The sequence below is a fragment of the Cupriavidus sp. U2 genome (genome assembly GCF_009663685.2).
Classification (GTDB): domain Bacteria; phylum Pseudomonadota; class Gammaproteobacteria; order Burkholderiales; family Burkholderiaceae; genus Cupriavidus; species Cupriavidus necator_C.
In genome coordinates this window covers 599,829-623,568 of the sequence record NZ_RCOG02000027.1, presented here as the reverse complement: position 1 = coordinate 623,568, position 23,740 = coordinate 599,829, and the positions used below count along the sequence as shown (strand labels likewise).

The 23,740-nt window shown below is 64.7% G+C and carries 25 protein-coding genes; 15 read left to right on the top strand and 10 right to left on the bottom strand.

What is annotated here, in order from left to right; all coding sequences use genetic code 11:
- Positions 1–5: 5 nt before the first annotated feature.
- The 3 genes from D9X30_RS22465 (at position 6) to D9X30_RS29735 (ending at position 1,913) form a co-directional block, all read left to right on the top strand.
- Positions 6–968 carry an isopenicillin N synthase family dioxygenase gene (locus D9X30_RS22465; protein WP_153950086.1) on the top strand — a complete coding sequence of 321 codons (963 nt, stop codon included), beginning with the start codon at positions 6–8 and terminating at the stop codon, positions 966–968.
- Positions 965–1,387, top strand: a complete 423-nt coding sequence (locus tag D9X30_RS22460; RefSeq protein WP_153950088.1) for a VOC family protein — start codon at positions 965–967, stop codon at positions 1,385–1,387. Before D9X30_RS22465 ends, D9X30_RS22460 begins: the two co-directional genes overlap by 4 nt.
- Before the next feature lie 103 nt (positions 1,388–1,490).
- Positions 1,491–1,913 (top strand): rubredoxin, encoded by a 423-nt coding sequence (locus D9X30_RS29735; protein WP_153950089.1) that lies wholly within the window; start codon positions 1,491–1,493, stop codon positions 1,911–1,913.
- A gap of 51 nt (positions 1,914–1,964) precedes the next feature.
- Here D9X30_RS29735 and D9X30_RS22450 read toward each other — a convergent pair whose 3' ends face one another.
- The 3 genes from D9X30_RS22450 to D9X30_RS22440 form a co-directional block, all read right to left on the bottom strand.
- The gene (locus tag D9X30_RS22450; protein WP_153950090.1) at positions 1,965–2,894 is read right to left on the bottom strand and encodes an SMP-30/gluconolactonase/LRE family protein; all 930 of its coding nucleotides are present in this window, start codon (positions 2,892–2,894) and stop codon (positions 1,965–1,967) included.
- 7 nt (positions 2,895–2,901) lie between these two features.
- Positions 2,902–3,882, bottom strand: a complete 981-nt coding sequence (locus D9X30_RS22445) for a Bug family tripartite tricarboxylate transporter substrate binding protein (protein WP_228771116.1) — start codon at positions 3,880–3,882, stop codon at positions 2,902–2,904.
- 221 nt (positions 3,883–4,103) lie between these two features.
- Entirely contained in the window at positions 4,104–4,412 is a 309-nt protein-coding gene (locus tag D9X30_RS22440; protein ID WP_153950091.1) for a DUF1272 domain-containing protein, read from the bottom strand.
- 153 nt (positions 4,413–4,565) lie between these two features.
- Here D9X30_RS22440 and D9X30_RS22435 point away from each other — a divergent pair, with 153 nt between their 5' ends.
- Positions 4,566–5,138, top strand: a complete 573-nt coding sequence (locus D9X30_RS22435; RefSeq protein ID WP_153950092.1) for a GNAT family N-acetyltransferase — start codon at positions 4,566–4,568, stop codon at positions 5,136–5,138.
- A 129-nt stretch (positions 5,139–5,267) separates the two neighbouring features.
- Here the strand turns inward: D9X30_RS22435 and D9X30_RS22430 are convergent, their stop codons facing one another.
- From D9X30_RS22430 to flgA, 7 genes are all read right to left on the bottom strand, one after another.
- Positions 5,268–7,511, bottom strand: a complete 2,244-nt coding sequence (locus D9X30_RS22430) for an NADP-dependent isocitrate dehydrogenase (RefSeq protein ID WP_153950093.1) — start codon at positions 7,509–7,511, stop codon at positions 5,268–5,270.
- 318 nt (positions 7,512–7,829) lie between these two features.
- On the bottom strand, positions 7,830–8,729 hold the full coding sequence (locus D9X30_RS22425; protein WP_153950094.1) for a YihY/virulence factor BrkB family protein: 900 nt from the start codon (positions 8,727–8,729) through the stop codon (positions 7,830–7,832).
- 101 nt (positions 8,730–8,830) lie between these two features.
- A complete protein-coding gene (locus D9X30_RS22420; RefSeq protein ID WP_153950095.1) occupies positions 8,831–9,859 on the bottom strand; it encodes an FUSC family protein in 1,029 nt (342 codons plus the stop codon).
- A gap of 150 nt (positions 9,860–10,009) precedes the next feature.
- Positions 10,010–10,180 carry a hypothetical protein gene (locus tag D9X30_RS22415; RefSeq protein WP_194946611.1) on the bottom strand — a complete coding sequence of 57 codons (171 nt, stop codon included), beginning with the start codon at positions 10,178–10,180 and terminating at the stop codon, positions 10,010–10,012.
- A 171-nt stretch (positions 10,181–10,351) separates the two neighbouring features.
- Positions 10,352–10,816, bottom strand: coding sequence for a flagellar protein FlgN (locus D9X30_RS22410; protein ID WP_153950096.1), 465 nt, complete (start codon positions 10,814–10,816; stop codon positions 10,352–10,354).
- Between the two features lie 7 nt (positions 10,817–10,823).
- On the bottom strand, positions 10,824–11,141 hold the full coding sequence (gene flgM, locus D9X30_RS22405) for a flagellar biosynthesis anti-sigma factor FlgM (protein WP_180862899.1): 318 nt from the start codon (positions 11,139–11,141) through the stop codon (positions 10,824–10,826).
- 248 nt (positions 11,142–11,389) lie between these two features.
- Positions 11,390–12,145, bottom strand: coding sequence for a flagellar basal body P-ring formation chaperone FlgA (flgA, locus tag D9X30_RS22400; protein ID WP_153950098.1), 756 nt, complete (start codon positions 12,143–12,145; stop codon positions 11,390–11,392).
- Between the two features lie 408 nt (positions 12,146–12,553).
- Here flgA and flgB point away from each other — a divergent pair, with 408 nt between their 5' ends.
- The 11 genes from flgB to flgL all read left to right on the top strand — a co-directional run bounded on the left by flgB (position 12,554) and on the right by flgL (position 23,394).
- Entirely contained in the window at positions 12,554–12,970 is a 417-nt protein-coding gene (gene flgB / locus D9X30_RS22395; protein WP_066742590.1) for a flagellar basal body rod protein FlgB, read from the top strand.
- Positions 12,971–12,983: 13 nt separating this feature from the next.
- A complete protein-coding gene (gene flgC / locus D9X30_RS22390) occupies positions 12,984–13,391 on the top strand; it encodes a flagellar basal body rod protein FlgC (RefSeq protein ID WP_092598962.1) in 408 nt (135 codons plus the stop codon).
- Positions 13,392–13,439: 48 nt separating this feature from the next.
- Entirely contained in the window at positions 13,440–14,108 is a 669-nt protein-coding gene (locus D9X30_RS22385) for a flagellar hook assembly protein FlgD (protein ID WP_153950100.1), read from the top strand.
- A gap of 69 nt (positions 14,109–14,177) precedes the next feature.
- On the top strand, positions 14,178–15,425 hold the full coding sequence (gene flgE / locus D9X30_RS22380; RefSeq protein ID WP_153950101.1) for a flagellar hook protein FlgE: 1,248 nt from the start codon (positions 14,178–14,180) through the stop codon (positions 15,423–15,425).
- Positions 15,426–15,451: 26 nt separating this feature from the next.
- Positions 15,452–16,195 (top strand): flagellar basal-body rod protein FlgF, encoded by a 744-nt coding sequence (flgF, locus tag D9X30_RS22375; protein ID WP_153950102.1) that lies wholly within the window; start codon positions 15,452–15,454, stop codon positions 16,193–16,195.
- Positions 16,196–16,250: 55 nt separating this feature from the next.
- Positions 16,251–17,036 (top strand): flagellar basal-body rod protein FlgG, encoded by a 786-nt coding sequence (gene flgG / locus D9X30_RS22370; protein ID WP_092598974.1) that lies wholly within the window; start codon positions 16,251–16,253, stop codon positions 17,034–17,036.
- 9 nt (positions 17,037–17,045) lie between these two features.
- Complete coding sequence (flgH, locus tag D9X30_RS22365; protein WP_153950103.1) at positions 17,046–17,750, top strand: flagellar basal body L-ring protein FlgH; 705 nt, start codon at positions 17,046–17,048, stop codon at positions 17,748–17,750.
- Between the two features lie 7 nt (positions 17,751–17,757).
- Entirely contained in the window at positions 17,758–18,942 is a 1,185-nt protein-coding gene (locus D9X30_RS22360; protein ID WP_153950104.1) for a flagellar basal body P-ring protein FlgI, read from the top strand.
- Positions 18,942–19,964, top strand: a complete 1,023-nt coding sequence (gene flgJ / locus D9X30_RS22355; RefSeq protein WP_153950105.1) for a flagellar assembly peptidoglycan hydrolase FlgJ — start codon at positions 18,942–18,944, stop codon at positions 19,962–19,964. Before D9X30_RS22360 ends, flgJ begins: the two co-directional genes overlap by 1 nt.
- Before the next feature lie 243 nt (positions 19,965–20,207).
- Positions 20,208–22,118, top strand: coding sequence for a flagellar hook-associated protein FlgK (gene flgK, locus D9X30_RS22350; protein WP_153950106.1), 1,911 nt, complete (start codon positions 20,208–20,210; stop codon positions 22,116–22,118).
- Between the two features lie 43 nt (positions 22,119–22,161).
- Positions 22,162–23,394: a flagellar hook-associated protein FlgL gene (flgL, locus tag D9X30_RS22345; protein WP_153950107.1), complete on the top strand. Its 1,233-nt coding sequence runs from the start codon at positions 22,162–22,164 to the stop codon at positions 23,392–23,394.
- The last annotated feature ends 346 nt before the right edge of the window (positions 23,395–23,740 follow it).

Genomic DNA, 23,740 nt, shown 5'->3' with positions numbered 1-23,740 from the left:
CGCCCATGTCGATTCCTGTCATCGATCTCACCGATGCGCTGCTTCCCGGTGGAGCGCGCAGCGCCGAGGTGGCGCGGGCATTCCGTGCCGCAGCCATGTCGTCTGGCTTCTTCTATGTCCGCAATCACGGCGTGGCGGCGGAGATGGTCGCCCGGCAATTCTCGCTGGCCCAGGCGCTGCTTGACCTTCCGGTTGCTACGCGGCAAGCGTTGGCCATGGCCAATTCGCCCACCATGCGCGGCTTCGAAAACCTCGGCGACCAACGGCTCGATGCCGCAGCCAGGCCCGATCTGAAGGAGAGCTTCTACTGCGGCATGGCCTATCCGGACGATCATCCTTACGTGAAGGCGGGATACCAGACCTACGGCCATAACCAGTGGCCCCGGGAACTGCCGCAAGCGCCGGCGCAATGCCAGGCCTATATCGACGCGATGCTCGTGCTGTCGCGCAGGCTCATGCAGTTGATGGCCCTCTCGCTCGATCTGCCGGAACACTATTTCGACCATACCAGCGAAAGCCCGATGGTGACGCTGCGCATGATTCGCTATCCCGCGCATCCGGCCGATGCCGACGCGCGTACCTTTGGCGCGGGGGCGCATACGGATTGGGGCGCCGTCACGATCCTGGCGCAGGACGCGCATGGCGGGCTCGAAGTCCAGATGCCGAATGGCGACTGGGTACCGGCCACGCCGATTCCGGGCTGCTTTGTCGTCAACCTCGGCGACATGGTGCCCCGCTGGACTAACGGCCGGTACCACTCGAATCCCCACCGCGTGCGTAACGTCCACTCCGGCGGCGCGCCACGCTATTCCATTCCGTTCTTCTACGAGCCTGACTACCTGGCCCGCATCGAGCCGGTGCCTGGCACCCTGCAGGACGGCGAGACGCCGCGCTTTGCACCGTGCACAGCCGGAGAACATCTGACCGAGATGTACCGGAAGACTTATGTACCAGAGGTGCCCGCATGAAGCTGTGGTTCAACCTGCTCTGCCGCGATATCGACGCGCAATTTGCGTTCTACCGGCAGATGCTCGACCTCCCCGAGGCCGTGCAGAGCCGGTCGGCTATCTACCGCGCGCTCGAAACGCCAACGTTTCAGCTGGGGTTCAATGCTGCGGCCGCGTATGAGCTGCTGGGAATGGCGGATCGGCGTCCAACGCCGGAATGTGTCTCCCCGGTTATTGCCTATGCGACCTTCATGGTGGAAACACCGGCACGCGTGGACGCTGCCGGCAGGTCCGTTGAAGCCTTGGGCGGCACCGTGATCAAGCCGGCGTTCGCCACGTACTATGGACAATGGCAAGTGGTGCTGCAAGACCCTGAGGGCAATGTGTTTCGGGTGGCTTGTGCGGCGTTGCCAGTGGGGGCCACGCCAGCAAGGCTGTGAGCCGGACACGGCACGGCGTCCACCGACGTCTTGAAGTTTGGCGATCAGGCCCCAGATGGGGCCTGTTTGCTTTCTCACGCCCTCAAGTTTCCACAGCCCCCGCATGTACCAGAAAGGCACTTCCGTCGAAATCCAGTTTCCCCCGCAACGCCTGAACGACGCCGCCGGCGACCCCTATTGGCTGGATTTGTCGATCGATGAGGCGCAGGCGCTGCTCGAACGCCTGCAGGCGCATCTGGCGCAGGCCACCCAAGGCACCGCTGCACCGCTGGTGTTCAGTCTCGAAGGGCCGGCGGCGGCGGAATCCAAGGCAGCCCCCATATCGGACAAGCAGCCGGCGCCGGCCGCAGCGGAGGCCGAGTTCAAGCAATGGGTCTGCATCATCTGCGGTTGGGTCTACGACGAGGCCGCTGGCCTGCCCGAAGACGGCATCGCACCCGGTACGCGCTGGGAAGACATTCCGGACGATTGGCGTTGCCCGGAATGCGATGTAGGCAAGGAAGACTTTGCGATGGTGGAGTTCTGAGCCTTCGCGGCGCCCGGCCTTTTCTGTGGGCCAGGCGCTCGGGCGGCAGCACTAAGCCTTTGCGCCATCCCCAAACAACGTCGCCCCCACCCCTGGCAACTCCGCTTCCAGGACGGAGCCGCTGGCCGATTCGGTCATGACCAGGTGGTTCGTGCCGGGCCGGAATGCCACGTTGGTCACCGTGCCGCCCAGCGGGCTGCGCACGAAATGGGTACACCAGCCGTGCGCGTCGATGACGAACGCGCCGCCCAGGCTGGCATGCGCCACGACCAGCCGGCCGTCGGCGTCCATCGCCAGACCATCCGGGCCGCTGGTGCCGAAGAAGGTCTGGAAGGCGCCGGCCTTCGACACCGAACCGTCCGGCAGCAGCGGCATGCGCCATACCGCGTTGCCGCGCGTGGCGGCGACGAACAGGAAGCGGCCTGACGGATCGATGACGATGCCGTTGGGGCTCGGCACGTTGGACAGCAGCAGGTCGAGCTGGCCGGATGGGCGCAGCCGGTAGACGCGCCCGGACGGGTCGTGCAGGCCGGTCTGGCCCTGATCGGTGAAATACAGGTTGCCCTGCGCATCGAACGTCAGGTCGTTGACCCCCTTGAAGCTTTCCGAATTGCGATGGCCCAGCGCTACTTCCACATCGCCCTGGCCCGGGGTCATTCGGAGGATGCCGCGACGATAGTCGGCAATCCACAGGCTGCCGTCCCGATGCAGCGCGATGCCGTTCGGCCAGCCGCCTGTATCGCCGACAAGTTGCCATTGCAGGTCCGGTGTGATGCGGAACAGCCGGCCGTGCGGGATATCGGTCAGGTACAGGTTGCCGTCGCGGTCGAAGGTCGGGCCTTCCAGGAAGCAGTCGGCGATCTGTCCGGGCTTGTTCGCATCGGCCCAGGCGCTGCGCTGGGGCAGCCGCAGCGGGTCCGGCATGCGCGTGAGCACGCGCGCTTCAATGATCTGTGGCGGCGTGAAGTTGATGTTCCACATGGCGATGTCAGTCTGCCTTGATGTTGGCGGCCTTGATCACGGCGGCCCAGCGTTTGATCTCGTCGTCGACCAGTTTGGTGGCCTGCGCGGGGGTGCTGCCTTCCGGGTCCAGGCCTTGCGATTGCAACTGCTTCCTGACCTCGGGCGTGTTGACGGCGGCCACGATGTCCTTGTTCAGGCGGTCGATCACGGGCTGCGGCGTGCCGGCCGGGGCCGAAAACGCCACCCAGTATTTCATCACCATCTTTGGCATGCCCACTTCAGGCGCGGCCGGCACGTCTGGCAGCACGGGCGAGCGCACATCGTTGGCCAGCATCAGCGCACGCAGCTTGCCGCTCTTGATGTATTGCAGTGCTGTCGGCAGCGAGGTGATCAGCGCCTGAATCTGGCCGCCCATCACGTCCTGCAGCGCGGCACCGGCGCCGCGATACGGCACGTGAACCAGGTTGACGCCCGCCACGCTGTTGAACAGCGCGCCGCCCAGATGGGTATTGGTGCCGTTGCCGCCCGAACCATAGTAGTACTTGCCCGGGTTGGCCTTGGCCAGTGCGACGAACTCCTGCACGGTCTTGGCGGGCACGTTGGGATTGACCACCAGCACGTGCGGCACCGATGCGACGACGGAAATATGGCGGAACGCGGTCTTCGGATCGAACGGCAGCAGCTTGGGCTGCAGCGTGGCCGCAATGGCGTAGGACATCTCCGTGGTCAGCAGCGTGTAGCCGTCCGGGTTGGCGCGCGCCGCGGTGCTCCAGCCGATCACGCCGCCCCCGCCGGTGCGATTGTCCACCACCGTGCTGGTGCCGTTGGCGCTCATGCCCGTGGTCACCAGGCGGGTAATCAGGTCGGCCGAGCCGCCCACGGCGTACGGCACGATCACGGTGATCGGCCTGGACGGGAAGGCATCGGCGGCAATGGCGTGGACAGGGGCGGCCATTGCACTGGCGGCGGCCAGCGCAACGGCACCCAGGAAGGCGCGGCGTGTCATGGAGTCTCCTGCAGCATCTGAAATTTGTCGTTCTGTTGTTTAGAACGTTGTTCCGTTTATGCTGCGCCGAAAGGTTGGGACTTGTCAAGCTGCGTGCCGGATGCCGCGATCTGCGGGAGCGGGAGGGACAGCGCGGCGGCGCCCGCCGGGCGGGGCGTCAGTCCGCCTCGATATGGGCGGCCTTGGCGATCTTCTTCGGTCGCGGAATCCCGGCGCCGATGCTAACGATCCTGCGGCGCGACGCCGCGGATGGCGGCCGCGAACGTTTCATGGGTGGCAGCGTCCACCGGGCGGTGCTTGACGGTGGCGGACGGCGGGTATTTGCCCACGGTGTTGCCGTTCTTCCAGTCGCGCGAGGGGCGGATGGGTCGCGCCGTGAAGCCGCCGCCGCAGTTAGGGCAGACGTTGTCGAGCACGTTGTCCACGCAATCGGCGCAGAACGTGCATTCGAAACTGCAGATGCGGGCCAGCGTGGAGGCAGGCGGCAGGGCGGTGTTGCAGTGTTCGCACGTGGGGCGCAGTTCCAGCATGGGTATCTCCTTTCCTTTCGTGTTGGTGTTGGTGTTGGTGTTGGTGTTGGTGTTCGTGTTGGTGTTCGTGCCATCATAGCCGCCTCCAGTCTTTCCTCTGTCACCCGATCAAGCCATGACCCCGCAGGACGACGCCTTCAAGGTACATTCCCGATGACCGTGCATTCGCCCGCGCCGACGGCGCGGCTGCAGCTGCGGGCCTGGTGCGAGGCAGACCGTGCGCCGTTTCGCGCCATGAATGCCGATCCACGCGTCATGGCATGCTTTCCATCCACGTTGACCGATGTGCAGAGCGATGCGCTGTTCGACCGCATCGTGGCCCATCACGCGCAGCATGGCTTTGGCCTGTGGGCGGTGGCGCGGAAGGAAGCGTCGGGGGCCGCCACGTTCATCGGCTTTACGGGACTCAGCATCCCGGCATGGCAGACGCCCTTCGGCCCCTGCGTGGAGATTGGCTGGCGTCTGAGCCATGACAATTGGGGGCAAGGCTATGCCCAGGAGGCGGCCCGGGCATCGCTGGCCTATGGATTCGATGTCCTGCATCTCGACGAGATCGTATCGTTCACGGCGGCGATCAACCGGCGGTCCGAACGCGTGATGCAGCGGCTGGGCATGCACCATGACGCCGCCGGCGATTTCGATCATCCCGCGCTGCCGACCGGCCATCGGCTCGAACGGCATGTGCTCTACCGGCTGACGCGCGCAACCTGGGCCATGCAGCCGTGATGCCGCTCGGCGGCGCGGTCAAGCCAGAAAAAACGCCCCGGGCATTTCTGCCGCGGGGCGTTTCATTGGGGGCTTCCCCGTCGTGCGGTCTGCCGGGCAGCCCGCACGACGGTGGGTCGCATCAGGCGTTTAGCCCTTGACCGCTTCCAGTGCTGCGTTCAGCGTCTTGCTCGGGCGCATGACGGCTTCGAGCTTGGCTTCGTCCGGCTTGTAGTAGCCGCCGATATCCACCGGCTTGCCCTGTACGTCGCCCAGTTCGCCGATGATGGTCTTCTCGTTTTCCGTCAGCGTCTTGGCCAGCGGCGCGAACGTCTTCGCCAGGTCGGCGTCTTCCGTTTGCGCGGCCAGTTCCTGGGCCCAGTACATGGCCAGGTAGAACTGGCTGCCGCGGTTGTCGAGCTGGCCGGTCTTCGGCGACGGGCTCTTGGCGTTGTCCAGCAGCTTGCCGGTCGCGGCGTCCAGCGTCTTGGCCAGCAGCTTGGCGCGGTTGTTGCCCGACTTGATGCCGAGCTCTTCCAGCGATACGGCCAGGGCCAGGAACTCGCCGAGCGAATCCCAGCGCAGATGGTTTTCTTCCACCAGCTGCTGCACGTGCTTCGGTGCCGAACCGCCCGCACCCGTTTCGTACATGCCGCCACCGGCCATCAGCGGCACGATCGACAGCATCTTGGCGCTGGTGCCCAGTTCCATGATCGGGAACAGGTCGGTCAGGTAGTCGCGCAGGATGTTGCCGGTCACCGAGATGGTGTCCAGGCCGCGGATCACGCGTTCCAGCGTGTAACGCATGGCGCGCACCTGCGACATGATCTGGATGTCCAGGCCCTTGGTGTCGTAATCCTTCAGGTAGGTTTCCACCTTCTTGATCAGCTCGGCCTCGTGCGGACGGTACGGGTCCAGCCAGAACACGGCCGGCATGCCCGAGTTGCGGGCGCGCGTGACGGCCAGCTTCACCCAGTCGCGGATCGGCGCATCCTTGACCTGGCACATGCGCCAGATGTCGCCCTGCTCGACCTGCTGCGTCAGCGCCGTCAGCACTTCGCCGGTGGCGTTGTCGACGATGCGGGCTTCGCCGTCTTCGGGAATCTCGAACGTCTTGTCGTGCGAACCGTACTCTTCAGCCTTCTGCGCCATCAGGCCGACGTTCGGCACCGTACCCATGGTCACCGGGTCGAATGCGCCGTTGGTCTTGCAGAAGTTGATGATTTCCTGATAGATGCGGGCGAACGTCGATTCCGGGATCAGGCACTTGGTGTCCTTGGTGCGGCCGTCGGCGCCCCACATCTTGCCGCCGATACGGATCATGGCGGGCATCGACGCGTCGACGATCACGTCGTTCGGCGCGTGCAGGTTCGAGATGCCCTTGGCCGAATCCACCATCGCCAGCTCCGGACGATGCTCGTGGCAGGCGTGCATGTCGCGGATGACTTCTTCCTTCTTCGACTCGGGCAGCGCCTCGATCTTGGTGTACAGGTCCACCAGGCCGTTGTTGACGTTCACGCCCAGTTCGTCGAACAGTTTCTGGTGCTTGGCGAAGGCGTCCTTGTAGAAGACCTTGACGGCGTGGCCGAACACGATCGGGTGCGACACCTTCATCATGGTGGCCTTGACGTGCAGGCTCAGCATGACGCCGGTCTTGCGCGCGTCTTCCATCTGGTCTTCGTAGAAGGCCAGCAGGGCCTTCTTGCTCATGAACATGCTGTCGACGACCTCGCCGTCCTGCAGCGCGACCTTCGGCTTCAGGACCACGGTCTTGCCGCTCTTGGTCACCAGTTCCATGCGGACTTCACGCGCGCGGTCGAGCGTGATCGACTTTTCGCCGTGGTAGAAGTCGCCATGCTTCATGTGGGCCACGTGCGTGCGCGAGGCCATGCTCCACTCACCCATGCTGTGCGGGTGCTTGCGGGCGTAATTCTTGACGGCGGCCGGGGCGCGGCGATCGGAATTGCCTTCGCGCAGCACCGGGTTCACGGCGCTGCCCAGGCATTTCGAGTAGCGTTTCTGGATGGCCTTCTCTTCGTCGGTCTTCGGATCTTCCGGGAAGTCGGGAATCTTGTAACCCTTGGACTGCAGTTCCTTGATCGCGCTGACCAGCTGGAACACCGACGCACTGATGTTCGGCAGCTTGATGATGTTGGTGTCCGGGTCCTGCGTCAGACGGCCCAGCTCGGCCAGGTTGTCCGGCACGCGCTGTTCCTCGGTCAGGTATTCGGGGAATTCGCCCAGGATACGGCCAGCCACCGAGATGTCGCTGGTTACCACGTTGACGCCGGCCGGGCCGGTGAACGTGCGAATGATAGGCAGGAAGGCACTGGTCGCCAGCAGCGGAGCTTCGTCGGTTAGGGTGTAGATGATGGTGGGCTGCTGGTTACTCATCGCTTATCTCGCATCAAATTCGGGTTGGGAAATGCCACGCCCGGGTCGCGGTGCGGGGCAAGATTCGAATTTTGCCTGATTTTGCATGGCGGAGGTACGCTCCTTCATGTGAAATTTGTGTGCTGTATGCAGCGGCATTCATCGTCGATTTGCGCATCTGTCCGGCTTCGGCATGCATCGGCACGCAAGTTCATCAATTTAGGTCGGAATCCGGAACCTGCAAAATTCCTGATTCTTATGTCTTATAGAAGAGTTCGAGTAAGGTGCTCGGGTATTTCGCAGGGTCGTGTGCTCGTTTAGCAACTTTCGCGCGTGGCGTCACGTGCGAAAGGTTTCGCCATCGCTTGCCACCCGGGGTGCCTCGCCGCCGCGCTCGAAGTCGGCGATGATCTGCGCGCCGAACAGCAGCAGCGTGGCGGCAATCTCCAGGCTGAGCAGCACCACGATGGCCGTGGTCAACGATCCATAGACCTTGCCGACCTGGGAAAGTGTCGAAAAGTACCAGACCAGCACATGGCGCGAGATTTCCCAGAGGACGGCGGCAAAGACCGCGCCGACCAGCGCATGCCGGACCGATAACCGACCGACCGGCATCACCAGGTAGATCGACGTCAGCAGCAGGATCTCGCCCACGAAGCCCAGCCCATATAGCAGCCAGCCGGACAGACGGCCCAGCGACCAGTCGTGACCCAGCACCTCCAGATGCCGTTCCCCGATGGTCTGCAGGCCCCCCGCCACCACGGTCACGATCAGCAGGCCCACGCTGAGCACGAGGATGTAGCAGTAGGGCAGGATCGCGGACACCAGGAAATGGCGCCGCCGGATGGCCACGCGATGGATGAAGATCACCGACATTGCGTTCTCCAGCACCGTGAATGCCAGCGAACTGAAGAAAACCATCGTGATTGCCAGCACCCACCCAATAACGCCGCGATTGTTAAGAAACCGGGCCAGTTCCGTGACCAGCGCGTGCGATTGCCCGGGCAACAGCCATTCGAGATAGCGCTCCACCGTCTCCAGCAGTTCGACGGGGTCAACCAGCTGCGACAGCCCGATCAGCATCAGGATCAGCAGCGGCACGATGGACAGCAACGCGTAGTAAGCCACGGCGCCAGCCAGCAGCAGGCCCTGGTTGGCGCGAAAGTGGCCTAGTGCATCGAGCAGGAAACGGCAGGGCTGCCGAAGCACCAGGCGGATGCGGGCGTCGAGGAGTTGCATGGCGGCACACCGGGACGGGGTGCCCTCAATGTGGCCGAGGGCGGCGCGCAAGGCAAGGGGATGTTGTCTGACACGGCGCCACCGCGGGAGGCGGCGGCCGTTCAGCGGCGCCCGTACGGAAACCGGGTTTGCGCGGCCATTTTCGACAGGTGATCGCGCAGGTGAGCCAGTTCGGCCGAAAGCTGCAGCGTCAGGAAGGCATGGGAGCTGTGCCCGATCGAAGGATCGTCGGGGTGCGGCGACGGCAGCGAGGCGTGCTGGTGCACCATCGTCTCGTCCGAAGCTTCCAGCGCGGCCGCCATTTCCAGCAGCAGGTCGCGGATATTGCGCTCGCCGCTGGTTTCTTCGGTGGCGTCGGGATCGATGGCGGCCAGCATCTCCAGGGCGCTGATGCAGACCCGGGCGCTGTGCTGAACCTCTTCCAGGTCGGCCGTCGGCACCCGGGTTTCCTTCGACACCGATGGAATCAGGCTGCGCATCTGCACCAGGAGGCCAGACAGCTTCATCATGTCCTGCTGACGTTCCTTCTCGTCGCGCTCGCCGCGCTCGATCTTGGCATGCACGGCCGCACAGGCGCGCAGCAGACTGGCCAGCTTGAATCGCCAGGAATATGACGCATACGCCGGAAATGCGAACGAGAAGACTAGCGCGATGGCGGTGCCGATCAGGACATCCACGGTGCGCCACAGCGCGTCATAAACATCCTGGTTGCCGTGGCCTGCCGTGATGACCACTGTCACCGCCGTCAGCAGGGCGATGTATCCGCCCTTGCCTACGGCGTGGTAGGCGCAGTAGCCGCAGATGACTGCCATCAGGCCCCAGGTCAATGTCGGGATGCCGAAGTAGGTTTCCTGGATGATCAGGAATAGCCCGATCAGTGCGCCGATCAGGGTGCCGGCGCCGCGCTCGGCGGCCCGGCGGCGGATATTGCCGTGGTGCTGCAGCCCGCCGATGACCACCAGCACGGTAATGGTGGCCCATTCGCCGTGGGGGATGTTGATGCCGGTGGTGAGCGCAATTGAAACCAGCAGGGCCAGCGCCACACGCGTGGCGTGGAAGATGCGGGCCTGCCGGAATCGTCGGTCGGGGTCTAGTAGCGCGCTGGTTGTTTTTCGCAGTGCCTCGAACATGGCGGCGATCACCGTGCGGAGATCTGAACGCTTCGAGTGTATAGAGCGAGGCCCATGTTCCGCAATGTTTACATTCTGCGGGTGGGCGGGCCGGGCCAGACCCGGCGTTGTGCGTTCGAGATCCACGGCGGTGTCAGCCAGCCGCCGAAATCATGACGGATCTTTGGTGCGGGTACGCGACACCGCCATCATGATGCCGATGCCCAGCACGATTACGCAGGCGATGCCGATATAGACATGCGCGACGCCGGCCACGGATAGCCCCCAGGCGATGCCGCCCACCAGCACCACGAGACCGATTACATAGAGCAGGAATGACATGGCTGTACCTCCGGAGATTCTTTTGGTTACCGGACGTCACGCCGCTGCGCCGGGCAGGCAACAGCGGGTGGCTCAATGCCAATGTAGGGAGGATGCCTGTCGTTTGCGATCAGGCAATGGCCGAGCCTGACGTAGGCAGGCTCTGACGCGCCGACGGCGCGAGGTGGCGCTTCAGCCCGCCGCCAGGCTCACGCCGCTGGCGGCCGCCTGTGCCTTGCCATCGCGGCCGTACATCTCGTTCGGTCCCATGCCGCCCTGGCGCAGCACCTGGATGGCTTCCTGCGTGAATTCCAGGTGGGCGTTGACGATGGCGCCATTCAGCTCGTTGGCGTCGTTGGCCTTGTGGGCGAAGAACACCACCTTGCGCCATGCCTCGGTGACGGCCGGTTCGACTTCGCGCCCCACCAGCAGGCCGCCGTCGCCGACACGCAGGCCAAGCGCGATCATCTGCGCCTCGCGGGAGGCCGAGGCGCGGGTCAGCGCCTGAGCCAGTTCCACCTTCTTGTCGAGCAGTTCGCTCAGTGCCTGGAAATCCTGCCGCTTGATGGCGTCGCGCTCTTCAGAGAGGGCGCGCCCGAAAGCGGCGATGGCGTTGGCTTCAACCGAAAGGGACTGGATCAGTGCAGCTTGGCTCATGTCAGGTTCAGGATTGGCTACCGCCCTGGCTCAGCTCATGCAAAGAGGCGAGCAGGCCATCGGCGATCTTGCTTGGATCGATCTTGATCCGGCCTTCCGCAATGGCCTGACGGACTTCCGCAACCTTGGCAGCGTCGATGTCGCTATCGCTGTCCTGCATCAGGCGCGCACCGATGTCGCGCACCTGTGCGGCCAGGGGGCTGACGCGCACGCCGGTCAGGGCGGAGGGATCCGTAGACGTGGCACCGTTGGCGCCCGCACGGGCGTTGCCTTCGGTAGCCGCAGTGTCGGCGGGCCGGGACGGAGTGGAGTTGTTGATCTTCACGGTGAAATCCTTGCTGGGTTCCTCTGAGTTATCGACCTGGCCACCGGAAACTTTAGGCTGTCTGCCGGCGGATTCGCCGGTTTTCGGGTCGACCTCGGAGCCGGTGGCCCGCATTCTCGCACGGTCCGCCTGCCCCAGTGGATACGGCTGTCTGCTTCGTGCTGTTCCGGGGATCCCAGCCAGTGTGATGACTAACTTCCCGTTACTGCGAAAACCTAAAAAAGTGACGTATTTGATGCTTTTCGGATCTACTGCTGCAGCACGACCGTGTCGCCGCTGCGAACCACGCCGCTGACCACCTGGCCGTTGCGCAGACGCACCTGCACGGGATTACCCGTGGCGGCGTCGGTCAGCACCTTGCCTTCGCTCGACAGCTGGAACGAATCGCCCATCACGGTCACGTTGACGGTCTGTCCGGACTTCACGGCGATCGGCTTCCGGATCAGGTCCGTGCGCATCGGCGAGCCGGCCGCGATGCGGTTGGCCACGACCGACCCTTCCAGTTGCGACGCATCGGTCACCACCGCACGCGGCAGTGCGCCCAGGTCGCCCTGACGCAACTCGAGGTCCGCCACGGTCACGGTTTCGCCCGGGCCCATGGCGCGCGCGGCCACGTAGTAGTCAGTCAGCACTGACACACGGGCCTGCATATAGCGCGTCCAGGGGCGTTCGCCGCCGCAGCGCAGCCCCACATTGACGCGCCCATACGGCGCGGCACCGGCGGGGAGGAACGGTTCGGGGTCCACGCATTCTGGCGCGCGGCCGCCCGAGGGCGGCACCACCTGCACGCTGACCTTGCCCGGCAGCCCGGCGGACTGGCGCAGCAGGAACTGTTCGACGGCAACCCGGGCCGGGTCGTCGTTGGCAAAAGGATTGCGCGCGGCCTGCGCCTGGGCGGCGCCCGGCGGCGCGACCGGCGTGGCCTGTGCGGCGGCCAGTACCGGGCCCGCCAGCGCAATGCCGGCCAGTGCCATCAGCGTGACGGCCTGTCGATGGAAATTCATAGGGCATCCCAGCAAGGATGGAGACGGCAGCGATGGCCGGGGCGTCGTATACCCGTCAGGCGTGCGATGCCGTCGCACAACAGTTGAACATCTGTAAACGTCGCGCGCCGCCTGCCCACCGTGAATGAAAGCCGTGCCGCGCGCCGACCGGGGCGCCTTGCGTGGCGCCGCCTGGCACCGCGATGCGGCGTCCGGCCATGCCAGTCAGTGGGACCCATTGTAGGCAGCCTCGCGCGAGAAGCCGAACCGGAAATGCACAGGTTTCTCGGCCCTATTCAGACGATTGGCGTGACAACCCGGCCCCTAAGATGGCAACCCTGAAGAAGCCCGGCCGGCGGTAACCAGCAGGTATACCGAGGTCTACGGCAGCTCTCTCCCCGAAATGAAGCCATTGCAGGAAAGGCAGACATCATGGACAGACTCGATGCGGCGTTCCGCTTCCAGCAGGAAGCACTGAGCCTGCGGACCCAACGGCAAGGGGTCATTGCCTCCAACATCGCCCACGCGGATACGCCGGGCTACAAGGCGCGCGATTTCGACTTCGCCAGCACGCTGGCCCAGTCGGTGGAGCGCGGCAACCAGCAGCGCGACGGCGTGTCGCTGTCGACCACGTCCGCGCGTCATCTGCCCGCCCAGGCGCCGGCCATGAGCACGAGCGACCGCGACCTGCAGTACCGCATTCCGCTGCAGTCGAGCATCGACGGCAACACCGTGGAAATGGACACCGAGCGCGTGGCGTTTGCCGACAACACGGTGCACTACGAAGCGGGCCTTACCGTGATGAGCTCGAAGATCAAGACGATGCTGTCCGCGATCCAGCAGTAAGGAAGGAGACACCATGGCTTCCATGAACATTTTCGACGTGGCCGGCTCGGCCATGGCCGCGCAGTCGCAGCGCATGAACGTGACGGCGTCGAACCTGGCCAACGCCGACAGCGCCGTGGCGCCGAACGGCCAGCCGTACCGCGCCAAGCAGGTCATCTTCGAGATGGCGCCCACGCCCGGCCAGTCCGACGTGGGCGGGGTGCAGGTGGCCGGCGTGATGGAGGATTCCGCGCCCGCGCGGATGATCCACAACCCCACGCATCCGCTGGCTGACGCCAACGGCTACGTGACGATGCCCAACGTGAACCCGGTGGAAGAGATGGTCAACATGATCTCGGCGTCGCGTTCTTACCAGGCCAACGTGGAGGTGCTCAACACCGCCAAGAACATGATGCTCAAGACGCTGACCATCGGTCAGTAACGGCAGCAAGTCCCGATCGAAATCTCTTCCGCAATCAACCGCACAACCATGGCAACTTCCACCGTAGGCAACAGCACCTCCAACTCGGGCGTGAACCAGGCCCTGCAAAGCGGCAGCGCCAGCGCCGCCGACCTGCAAAGCAACTTCCTGAAGATGCTGGTCACGCAGATGAACAACCAGGATCCGCTCAATCCGATGGACAACGCGCAGCTGACGTCGCAACTGGCGCAGATCAGCACGGTGAGCGGCCTGCAGACCATGAACGAAACCATGACGCAGCTGCTGACGCAGACCGCCGCCAGCCGCGCCATGGATTCCGCCAGCCTGATCGGCAAGACCGTGATGGTGCCGGGCTCCACCGTGAGCGTGGCCGACGGCGCCGTCGGCAAGATCGGCGTGGACATTCCGTCGACGGCCGATGCCGTCACCGTGCAGGTGCTGGACAAGAACGGCAACGTGGTGCGCAACATCGACATGAAGGGCCAGACCGCCGGCGTGCACGACATCGCCTGGGACGGCAAGAACGACCAGGGCAACGCCGTGGAAAACGGCGACTACACCTTCAAGGTGGCCGCCACCGCCAACGGCAAGGACGTGGCGCCGGTCGCGCTGGTCTACGGCAAGGTGCAGGCCATCAGCGGCGACAGCTCGGGCGTGCTGGTGGAACTGGGCGACGGCAAGAAGGCCAACGTCGACGACGTGCGCCGCATTTCCTGATAACGATTCACCCGGTCCGGGCATACGCGCGGGCATTTCACGAACGACAGCCTACTTAGGGGAAACATCATGGGTTTTGGTCAAGGGGTAAGCGGCCTCAACGCCGCGGCGTCCAACCTGGACGTGATCGGTAACAACATCGCCAACGCGAACACCGTTGGTTTCAAGCAATCGACGGCACAGTTCGCCGACGTGTACGCAGGCTCGAAGATCGGCCTGGGCACGCGTGTGAACGCCGTCGTGCAGTCGTTCACCAACGGCAACATCTCGACGTCGGGCCGTAACCTCGACGTGGCCATCAGCAACGGCAATGGCTTCTTCCGCCTGACGAACACCGACGGCTCGGTGTTCTACTCGCGTAACGGCCAGCTGAACCGCCTGGACGACGGCCGCCTGGTGAACGCCACGGGCCTGCAGGTGACGGGCTACCCGGCAGGCACCACCGCCGGCGGCGTGGCACCGCAACCGATCGTCATCAGCAACGCCCAGATGAACCCGCAGCCGACGACCAAGATCCAGGCCCAGTTCCAGCTCGATTCGCGCAGCACGCTGCCGACCAACCCGGCGTTTACGTCGAGCGCGGGCAACCCGCCGACCTCGTCGATGTTCAACTACAGCACGTCGATCACGGTGTACGACTCGCTGGGCAACAAGCAGCAGCTGACCGCGTATTTCGCCAAGACGAACACGACGCCGGCCGCCCCGAACACCCAGGGCACGATCTGGAACATGTACCTGACGTTGCCGGATGGCACGCCCGTGGGCAACCCCACGCCTGCCGCGCCAGCGGCCATTCCCGTCGAATTCGACAACAACGGCAAGATGGTCACGCCGGCCGCGCTGGCGACGGTTGCCCTGCCGCCCAAGAACGGCGCCGCCGCGATGTCGGCGACGCTGGACCTGACCGGCTCGACGCAGTTCGGTTCGGACAACGACCCGAAGAAGATCGTGCAGGACGGTTATGCGTCCGGCGCGCTGCTGGGCTTTTCGGTGCAGGAAGACGGCACGATCCTGGGCTCGTACTCGAACGAGAAGACCCAGTCGCTGGGCCAGATCGCCATGGCATCGTTCGGCAACGTCGAAGGCCTGAAGCCGGAAGGCGACAACGTGTGGTCGGCCACCGGCGCGTCGGGCCAGGAACTGCTGGGGACGGCGGGCGGTGCGATGGGTACGCTGAAGTCGAACGCCGTGGAAGAGTCGAACGTCGACCTGTCCGGCCAGCTGGTGAACCTGATCGTGGCGCAACGCAACTACCAGGCCAACGCGCAGACCATCAAGGCGCAGGACACCGTCCTGCAGACCCTGGTGAACATCTGATCGACGCCTAGCCAGAAGCCCTCGCCATGGACCGCATGCTCTACACCGCCCTGTCGGGCGCCAAGCAGATACTCGACCAGCAGGCCGCGGTATCGAACAACCTGGCCAACGCCTCGACGCCCGCGTTCAAGGCGCAGGTGAACCTGTACCGGGCCGTACCGGTGCAGGGCCAGGAAATGCAGACGCGGGCGTTCACGCTTGCGTCCACGCCCGGCGCCGACATGAGGGCCGGCCCGCTGACCTACACCGGCCGCAATCTCGACGTGGCGCTGCAGGGCAACGGCTGGCTGGCGGTGCAGATGCCTGACGGTTCCGAGGCCTACACCCGCGCGGGTTCGCTGCAGGTGTCGGCCGACGGCCAGCTCCAGACGTCGGCCGGCCGGCCCGTGCTGGGCGACGGCGGCCCGATTGCCGTGCCGCCGGGCTCGACGGTGTCGATCGGCACCGATGGCAGCATCGTGGCGCGCGGGCCCGGCGAGGCTGCCAACGGCCTGGCCCAGGTGGGCAAGCTGCGCGTGGTCACGCCGCCGCCCGAAGGGCTGGCGCGCGGCGACGACGGCTACTTCCGCCTGCGTCCCGGCGTGGATGCGCTGCAGCAGGACCCCAACGTGCGCGTGATTGCCGGCGCGATCGAAGGCAGCAACGTGAACCCGGTGGAGGCCATGGTGGACATGATCGCCAACGCGCGCCGCTTCGAGATGCAGATGAAGATGATCTCGGGCACCGATACCAACGACCAGCGGGCCAATTCGCTGCTGTCGAACAACTGATGACGCGCGCGGCAGCCGTCGCACGCATAACGAACTCTCGAACCAGGACAACTCCATGATTCGCTCTCTCTGGATCGCCAAGACCGGCCTCGATGCGCAGCAGACGCAGATGGACGTGATCTCGAACAACCTGGCCAACGTGTCGACCACGGGCTTCAAGCGCAGCCGCGCGGTCTTCGAGGAACTGATGTACCAGACGATCCGCCAGCCGGGCGCGCTGTCGTCGGACCAGACCGTACTGCCGTCGGGCATGCAGCTGGGTACCGGCGTGCGCCCCGTGGCCACGGAACGTATCCACACGCAAGGCAACCCGACGCAAACGGGCAATTCGCGCGACGTGGCCATCATCGGCCAGGGCTTCTTCCAGGTGACGATGCCGGACGGCACCACCTCGTACACGCGCGACGGCTCGTTCCAGGTGGATCCGAACGGCCAGCTGGTGACGTCCAGCGGCTTCGTGCTGAACCCGGCCATCACGCTGCCGGCCAACTACACGTCGGTGAACATCGCACGCGACGGCACGGTGACCGTGATGCAGCCGGGCTCGACCAACGCTGCGACGGTGGGCCAGATCCAGGTCGCCACGTTCCCGAACCCCGCCGGCCTGGAAAGCCTGGGTGAAAACCTGTACGTGCAGACCGATGCCTCCGGTGCGCCGAACACGTCGGTGCCTGGCCTGAATGGCGCCGGCACGCTGCAGAACAACTACGTCGAAGCTTCGAACGTGAACGTGGTGGAAGAGCTGGTCAGCATGATCCAGACCCAGCGCGCTTACGAAATCAACAGCAAGGCGGTACAGACCTCGGACCAGATGCTGCAGCGTCTGAGCCAGATGGGCTAAAGAACGGGAATGATCATGGCCGCCACGCAGTATCGCATCAGCCCACTCGTCGTTCGTGCCATCGTCGGCCTGGCCGCGCTGGCAAGCGGCGGCTGCGCGATGATGCCCAGGGAGCCGCTTGTGCAGATGCCCACCACCGCACGCGCCGAGCCGCGCGCGATGGCCCCTGCCACGGGCTCGATCTACGCATCCTCGTACGCGGGAAATCCGCTGTTCGAGGATCGGCGGCCGCGTAATGTTGGCGACATTCTTACCATCGTGATCAGCGAGAACGTCAACGCGAGCAAGAACTCTGCCACCAACGCCAACCGCACCGGCAGCACCGCGCTGGCGTTCAATGCGGTGCCGCGTGCCCTGAGCGGCCTGTTCAGCACCAGCCAGAACGCCGACATCAACGGTGCCAACTCGCTGAAGGCCGGGGGCGGCGCCAGTGCCGCCAACACCTTCAACGGTACGATCACCGTGACGGTGATCGAGGTGCTGCCCAACAGCAACCTGGTGGTGTCCGGCGAGAAGCAGATGGCGATCAACCAGGGCGCGGAGTTCATTCGTTTCTCGGGCGTGGTCAATCCGCGCACGATTACCGGCGACAACGCAGTACCGTCCACCCAGGTGGCGGATGCGCGCATCGAATACACCGCGAAGGGGTATATCGACGAGGCGCAGAACATGGGCTGGCTGCAGCGTTTCTTCCTCAATGTCTTACCGTACTGATCCCGCCATGTTTCTGCCTCCGATGCCTTTCCACAAGCCAGGCTCGTATTTTGGCAACCCGCCCGGCCGTCTTTCCCGCTCAGGTCGCGCGGTATCTTTTGCCTGCCTGCTGCTCCTGCTCGTACTGGGTCTGGGCGCCGGCGCCGCGCATGCGGAACGCCTGAAGAACCTGGCGACGTTCCAGGGCGTGCGCGACAACCCGCTGGTGGGCTACGGCCTGGTCGTGGGTCTGGACAATACCGGCGACCAGACCATGCAGACGCCGTTCACCACGCAGAGCTTGAGCAACATGCTGTCGCAGCTGGGCATTACGCTGCCCGCCGGCAAGAACATGCAGCTCAAGAACGTGGCTGCCGTGATGGTCACCGCCACGTTGCCGGCCTATGCCCAGCCGGGCAGCCAGATGGACGTGGTGGTGTCGTCGATGGGTAACGCCAAGAGCCTGCGCGGCGGCACGCTGCTGATGACGCCGCTCAAGGGCGCCGACGGCCAGGTCTACGCCATCGCCCAGGGCAACATGCTGGTGGGCGGCGCGGGCGCGTCGGCCAACGGCAGCAAGGTGCAGATCAACCAGTTGGCCGTTGGCCGCATCGCCAACGGCGCGATCGTCGAACGCGCCGTGGCGTCGTTCCAGCCCGAAAACGGCTTCACGAACCTGGAGCTGAAGGACACCGACTTCGGCACGGCCGAACGCGTGGTCGAGGCGATCAACCGCAACATGGGCCCGGGCACCGCCGCCGCGATGGACGGCCGCGTGGTACAGGTTCGCATGCCGCAGACGCCGACCGCACGCGTGGGCTTCATGGCCCGTATCGAGAGCATCGATGTGACGCCGGCCAAGGCCGCCGCCAAGGTCATCCTGAACGCGCGGACCGGCTCTATTGTGATGAACCAGGCGGTCACCGTGGAAGACTGCGCGATTGCGCACGGCAACCTGTCGGTGGTCATCAATACGCAGCCGGTGATCAGCCAGCCGGCACCGTTCAGCCAGGGCCAGACCGTGGTGGCGCCGGTGTCGCAGATCGACCTCAAGCGTGATGGCGGTTCGCTGCAGATCGTCAAGGCGGGCGCTTCGCTGGCCGCCGTGGTCAAGGGCCTGAACGCGCTGGGCGCCACGCCGGCCGACCTGCAGACCATCCTGGAGGCCATGCGCTCCGCCGGCGCGCTGCGCGCCGAACTGGAGATCATCTGATGTCGGCGGGTAACACGCTTGGCGGCCAGGCCGATATCTCGCAGCGGTTCGCCCTGGATACGCAGGGATTCGAGTCGCTCAAGAACCAGGCCCGCGCCGGCAACAACGCGACGACGCTGCAGGCCGCTGCCAAGCAGTTCGAGGCGGTGTTCACGCAGATGGTGCTCAAGAGCATGCGCGACGCCACGCCGTCCGATGGCCTTTTCGACAACGAGCAGACCAAGCTCTACATGTCGATGATGGACCAGCAGATGTCGCAGCAGTTGTCGTCGCGCGGCATCGGCCTGGCCGACGTCATGATTCGCCAGCTGGCCCGCGCCACGGGCACGCAACTGCCGGCCGGCATGAACGGCGCCGGCGGGATCACGGGCGCGAGCGTGCGCGACGCGCAAATGGCGCAGATGCTCGACAGCCGCGGCGCCACCGACGCCGATGGTCCGCCGCCAGTCGGTACCACGCTGCCGGGCGCGGCATGGAACCCGACCGCCGGCTTGCGCCAATACCAGAACCAGGCCGACTGGCAAGGCAATGGCCAGACGCAGCTGGGCCAGTTGCCGGACGATTCGCCGGAGCACATCAGCAACTTCGTCAACCGCATGGCCGAGCCGGCCATGGCGGCGTCGCGCGCCTCGGGCGTGCCCGCCAAGCTGATCGTGGGCCAGGCCGCGCTGGAGTCGGGCTGGGGCCGCCGGGAAATCCGCAATCCCGATGGTTCGAGCACCTTCAACGTGTTCGGCATCAAGGCAGGCGCCAACTGGAAGGGGCCGACCACCGAGATCCTGACCACCGAATATGTGGACGGCCAGCCGCAGAAGGTGCGCGCGAAGTTCCGCGCCTACGGCTCGTATGAGGAAGCCTGCAACGACTACGCGAAGCTGATCAGCAACAACCCGCGCTATGCGGGCGTGGTGACCGCCTCGAACGCCGAGGAAGCCGCCCATGGCCTGCAGCGCGCGGGGTACGCCACCGATCCGGCCTACGGCGAGAAGCTCGTGCGGATCATGAAGAAAGTCTCGACCTGACGCCGCCGGCGGTGATGACAGCAGCATACGTCGCCGCCCTGTTCCCCATCCAGCGTGACCGGGTAGCGGCCACGCTGTTTGCGCTTCTGCATTGCATTTCGATGAGAGTGATCGCTCACAAATGCCGGGTACTCCAACGCATTGCGCCGCTAAAGTCGCGCCGCATTTCCGCCGATAACCAACACATCCACCGCCGTCGGCCGTTTGCCGCTGGCTAGCCATTCGATCCGGAGTCAGACAAACATGTCTCTGTTTAATATCGGTCTGTCGGGCCTGAACGTCGCCCAGAACGGGCTTACCACGGTCGGCCACAACTTCAGCAACGCGGCCACCGCGGGCTATACGCGCCAGAACACGATCATTGCGTCGGCCGGCGGCCAGGCCACTGGTTCGGGCTTCTACGGCATGGGCGCGAACACGGTCACCGTGCAGCGCGTGTACGACAGCTTCCTGACCGGCCAGTTGCGTGGCGCCACGTCGGCCAGTCACGACCTGTCGACGTACTCGGACCAGATCCGCCAGATCGACAACCTGCTGGCAGACGAAAAGGGTGGCCTGGCGCCGCTGATGCAAAAGTTCTTCGCGGCCGTGCAGGCCGTGTCGGACACGCCGTCGGACCCGGCCACGCGCCAGGGCCTGATCTCGTCGGCCCAGGCACTGGCCGGCCAGATCAAGTCGTCGAGCGATTACTTCAAGCAGTTGCAGGACGGCATCAATACCCAGCTGCAGTCGTCGGTCACGCAGGTCAATGACTACACCAAGCAGATCGCCAGCCTGAACAAGGAAATCACGCGCATGACCGCCTCCGCCGGCGGCCAGCCTCCCAACGACCTGCTCGACCAGCGCGACCAGGCCGTGGCCAAGCTGACCGAACTGGTGGGCGCCAAGGTGGTGGTGCAGGACGGTGGCACGTACAACGTGTTCGTGGGCAATGGCCAGCCGCTGGTGATGGGCAGCGACTCGTACGACATCAAGGCCGTGGCTTCGGCAGCCGACCCCAGCCGCACGGTCATCGCCTACACGATTCCGGGCACGTCGAATTCGATCGAGGCCGAACCGGGCGCGGTCACCGGCGGCTCCATCGGCGGCCTGATGCGCTTCCGCAGCGAGACGCTGGACACGGCGCAAAGCGCCATCGGCCGCATTTCGCTGGCCATCGGGCAGACGTTCAATGCCCAGCACAAGCTCGGTATCGACCTGAACGGCGCCATCGGCACTGACATGTTCGCCATGGGTTCGCCGGTGGTGTACGCGAACAACAACAACACGTCCACTTCGATAGTGACGGCGACGATCACCAACGCCGGCAACCTGACCACCAGCGACTACACGCTGAGCTTCGTGGGCGGCCAGTACTCGCTCACGCGCAAGACCGACAACGTGGTGGTGCAGAGCTTCCCCGGGCCGGCGCTGCCGACCTTCACCGCGGACGGCATGAACATCACGCTGAGCGCGCCGATGAATCCGAACGACTCGTTCGAGATCCAGCCGACGCGCAACGTTGCGTCGAGCTTCAACGCGCTGATCACCGATCCGGCCAAGATTGCCGCGGCATCGCCGGCACGCGTGGATGCCAGCACGCAGAATACCGGCACGGTGAAGGCGTCGCTGTCCAACGTGACCCCGGGTTACTCGCTGCTGACCAATCCGGTCAAGGTTACGTACACCGGTGGCGCCTACGTGATCGTGGATTCCGTCACCGGCAATCCGCTGGCCCCTGCGCCCACCGTTACCACCACGGCCACGGGTACGGATATCACGATCAACAACATGACGTTCAGCCTGAACGGCACGCCCAAGAATGGCGACCAGTTCACGCTGTCGAACAACACGGGCGCGGTGGCCGACAACGGCAACATGCTCAAGCTGGCCAAGCTGCAGACCGCCAAGACCATCAATGGCACGTCGAGCTTCAACGACGCGTATGCCCAGCTGGTCAACGACGTGGGCAGCAAGGCCAAGTCGACCGACATCGCGTCGGCATCGCAGGACAGCATCACGGACCAGATCTACACGGCCCAGCAGTCGGTGTCGGGCGTGAACATGGACGAGGAAACCGTGAACCTGCTGAAGTTCCAGCAGCTGTACCAGGCCAACGCCAAGGTCATCCAGGCGGCCAGCACGATCTTCGACACGCTGGTCAGCATCGGCTGATCGCGGACATCCCTGACAACATCGGAAAAGAAGGAATCACGCCATGCGCGTCGCAACCTCCACCCTGTATCACCAGGGCCTGTCCTCGATGAACAGCCAGCAGTCCAACCTGCTGCACGTGCAACAGCAGCTGGCCACCGGCCGCCGCGTGTTGACGCCGTCGGACGACCCCGTCGCGGCCACGCGCGCGCTGGGCGTGTCGCAATCGGTCGCCGTGAACGGCCAGTACACCGCTTCGCGCAAGCAGGCCAATGCGTCGCTGGGCCTGGAAGAGAACACGCTGTCGACGGTAACCACCGTGCTGCAGAACATCAAGTCGCTGCTGGTGAACGCCGGTAACGGCACGCTGAGCGACAACGATCGCGCATCGCTGGCAACGGCGCTGCAAGGCCAGTACGATCAACTGGTGGGCTTGGCCAACGCCGATGACGGCAATGGCAACTACCTGTTCGCGGGCCTGAAGACCGGCACCGCCCCCTTCGCGACCGATGCCGCCGGCAACCTCACGTACCAGGGCGACACCGGCCACCAATTGCTGCAGGTTGACGTGGCGCGCCAGATGGAAGCCGGCAACAACGGCGCGGAGATCTTCCAGACCGTCACGGCCAATGCTGGCTACGTCATCAAGGGCAGCAGCACCAACGCCGGCACAGGCACCTTCAGCGCGATTTCGGTGACAGATCCGAGCAACGCCCTGTACGGCCACAATCTGAGCGTGACGTTCTCGGTCGCTGCCGGCGTCACGCAATACACGGTCAACGACCTGACCACGGGCAACCCCGTTGGCCCGGCAACGAACTACGTCGATGGCGGCTCCATCAACGTGGCCGGCGTGTCGTTCTCGATCAAGGGCACGCCCGCCAATAACGACACGTTCCTGGTGCAGCCGGCCCAGCAGGCAGGCGCCGACATGTTCGCCAACCTGAAGGATGTGATTACCGCCCTGCGCACGCCGATCGACTCCGGCACTGCCCAGGACGTGGCCGCGGCCAACCTGCAGAACGCGATCTCGACCGGCCTGCGCCAGAACAACAACTCGCTGGACAACGTGCTGACGGTGCGTGCGTCGGTGGGCTCGCGCATGAACGAACTCGATGCGCTGGACACCATCGGCTCGAACCGCGACTTGAGCAATTCCAAGACGCTCTCGGACCTGACCGAACTGGATTACGCATCGGCCATTACAGAGTATTACCAGCGCCAGACGGCACTGCAGGGCGCGCAGCAATCCTTCATGCAGATCCAGCAGATGAACCTGTTCAGGTTCCTGGGGTAATGCGGTGAGGTGGCCTTGTGCCACCTGTGACCGTTCCGAGGGCATGCGAGTGGCAAATCGCTGCTTGTGCGTTTGGCGAACTCGCTTCGTAGCCGTTATAGAAAGACCCGCCTCTACATGTGGCGGGTTTTTTTTTGGGCCGTCTGGCAAGGCATGCGTCAAGGCCAATGTGCCCGGTCCAGATACGGCAACTCTGATCCGCAGGAGCCTCATTCGGCATATCAGCCGAGCGATCCTGCTTGATATATCAGGGTTTTCCCCTACATAGGCGCGCGACGTGCGTTAGAATCGCCGCTTGTATCGCCGGCATGTGGATTCACTTCCAATCCGCCGCGCAGAAAACGAC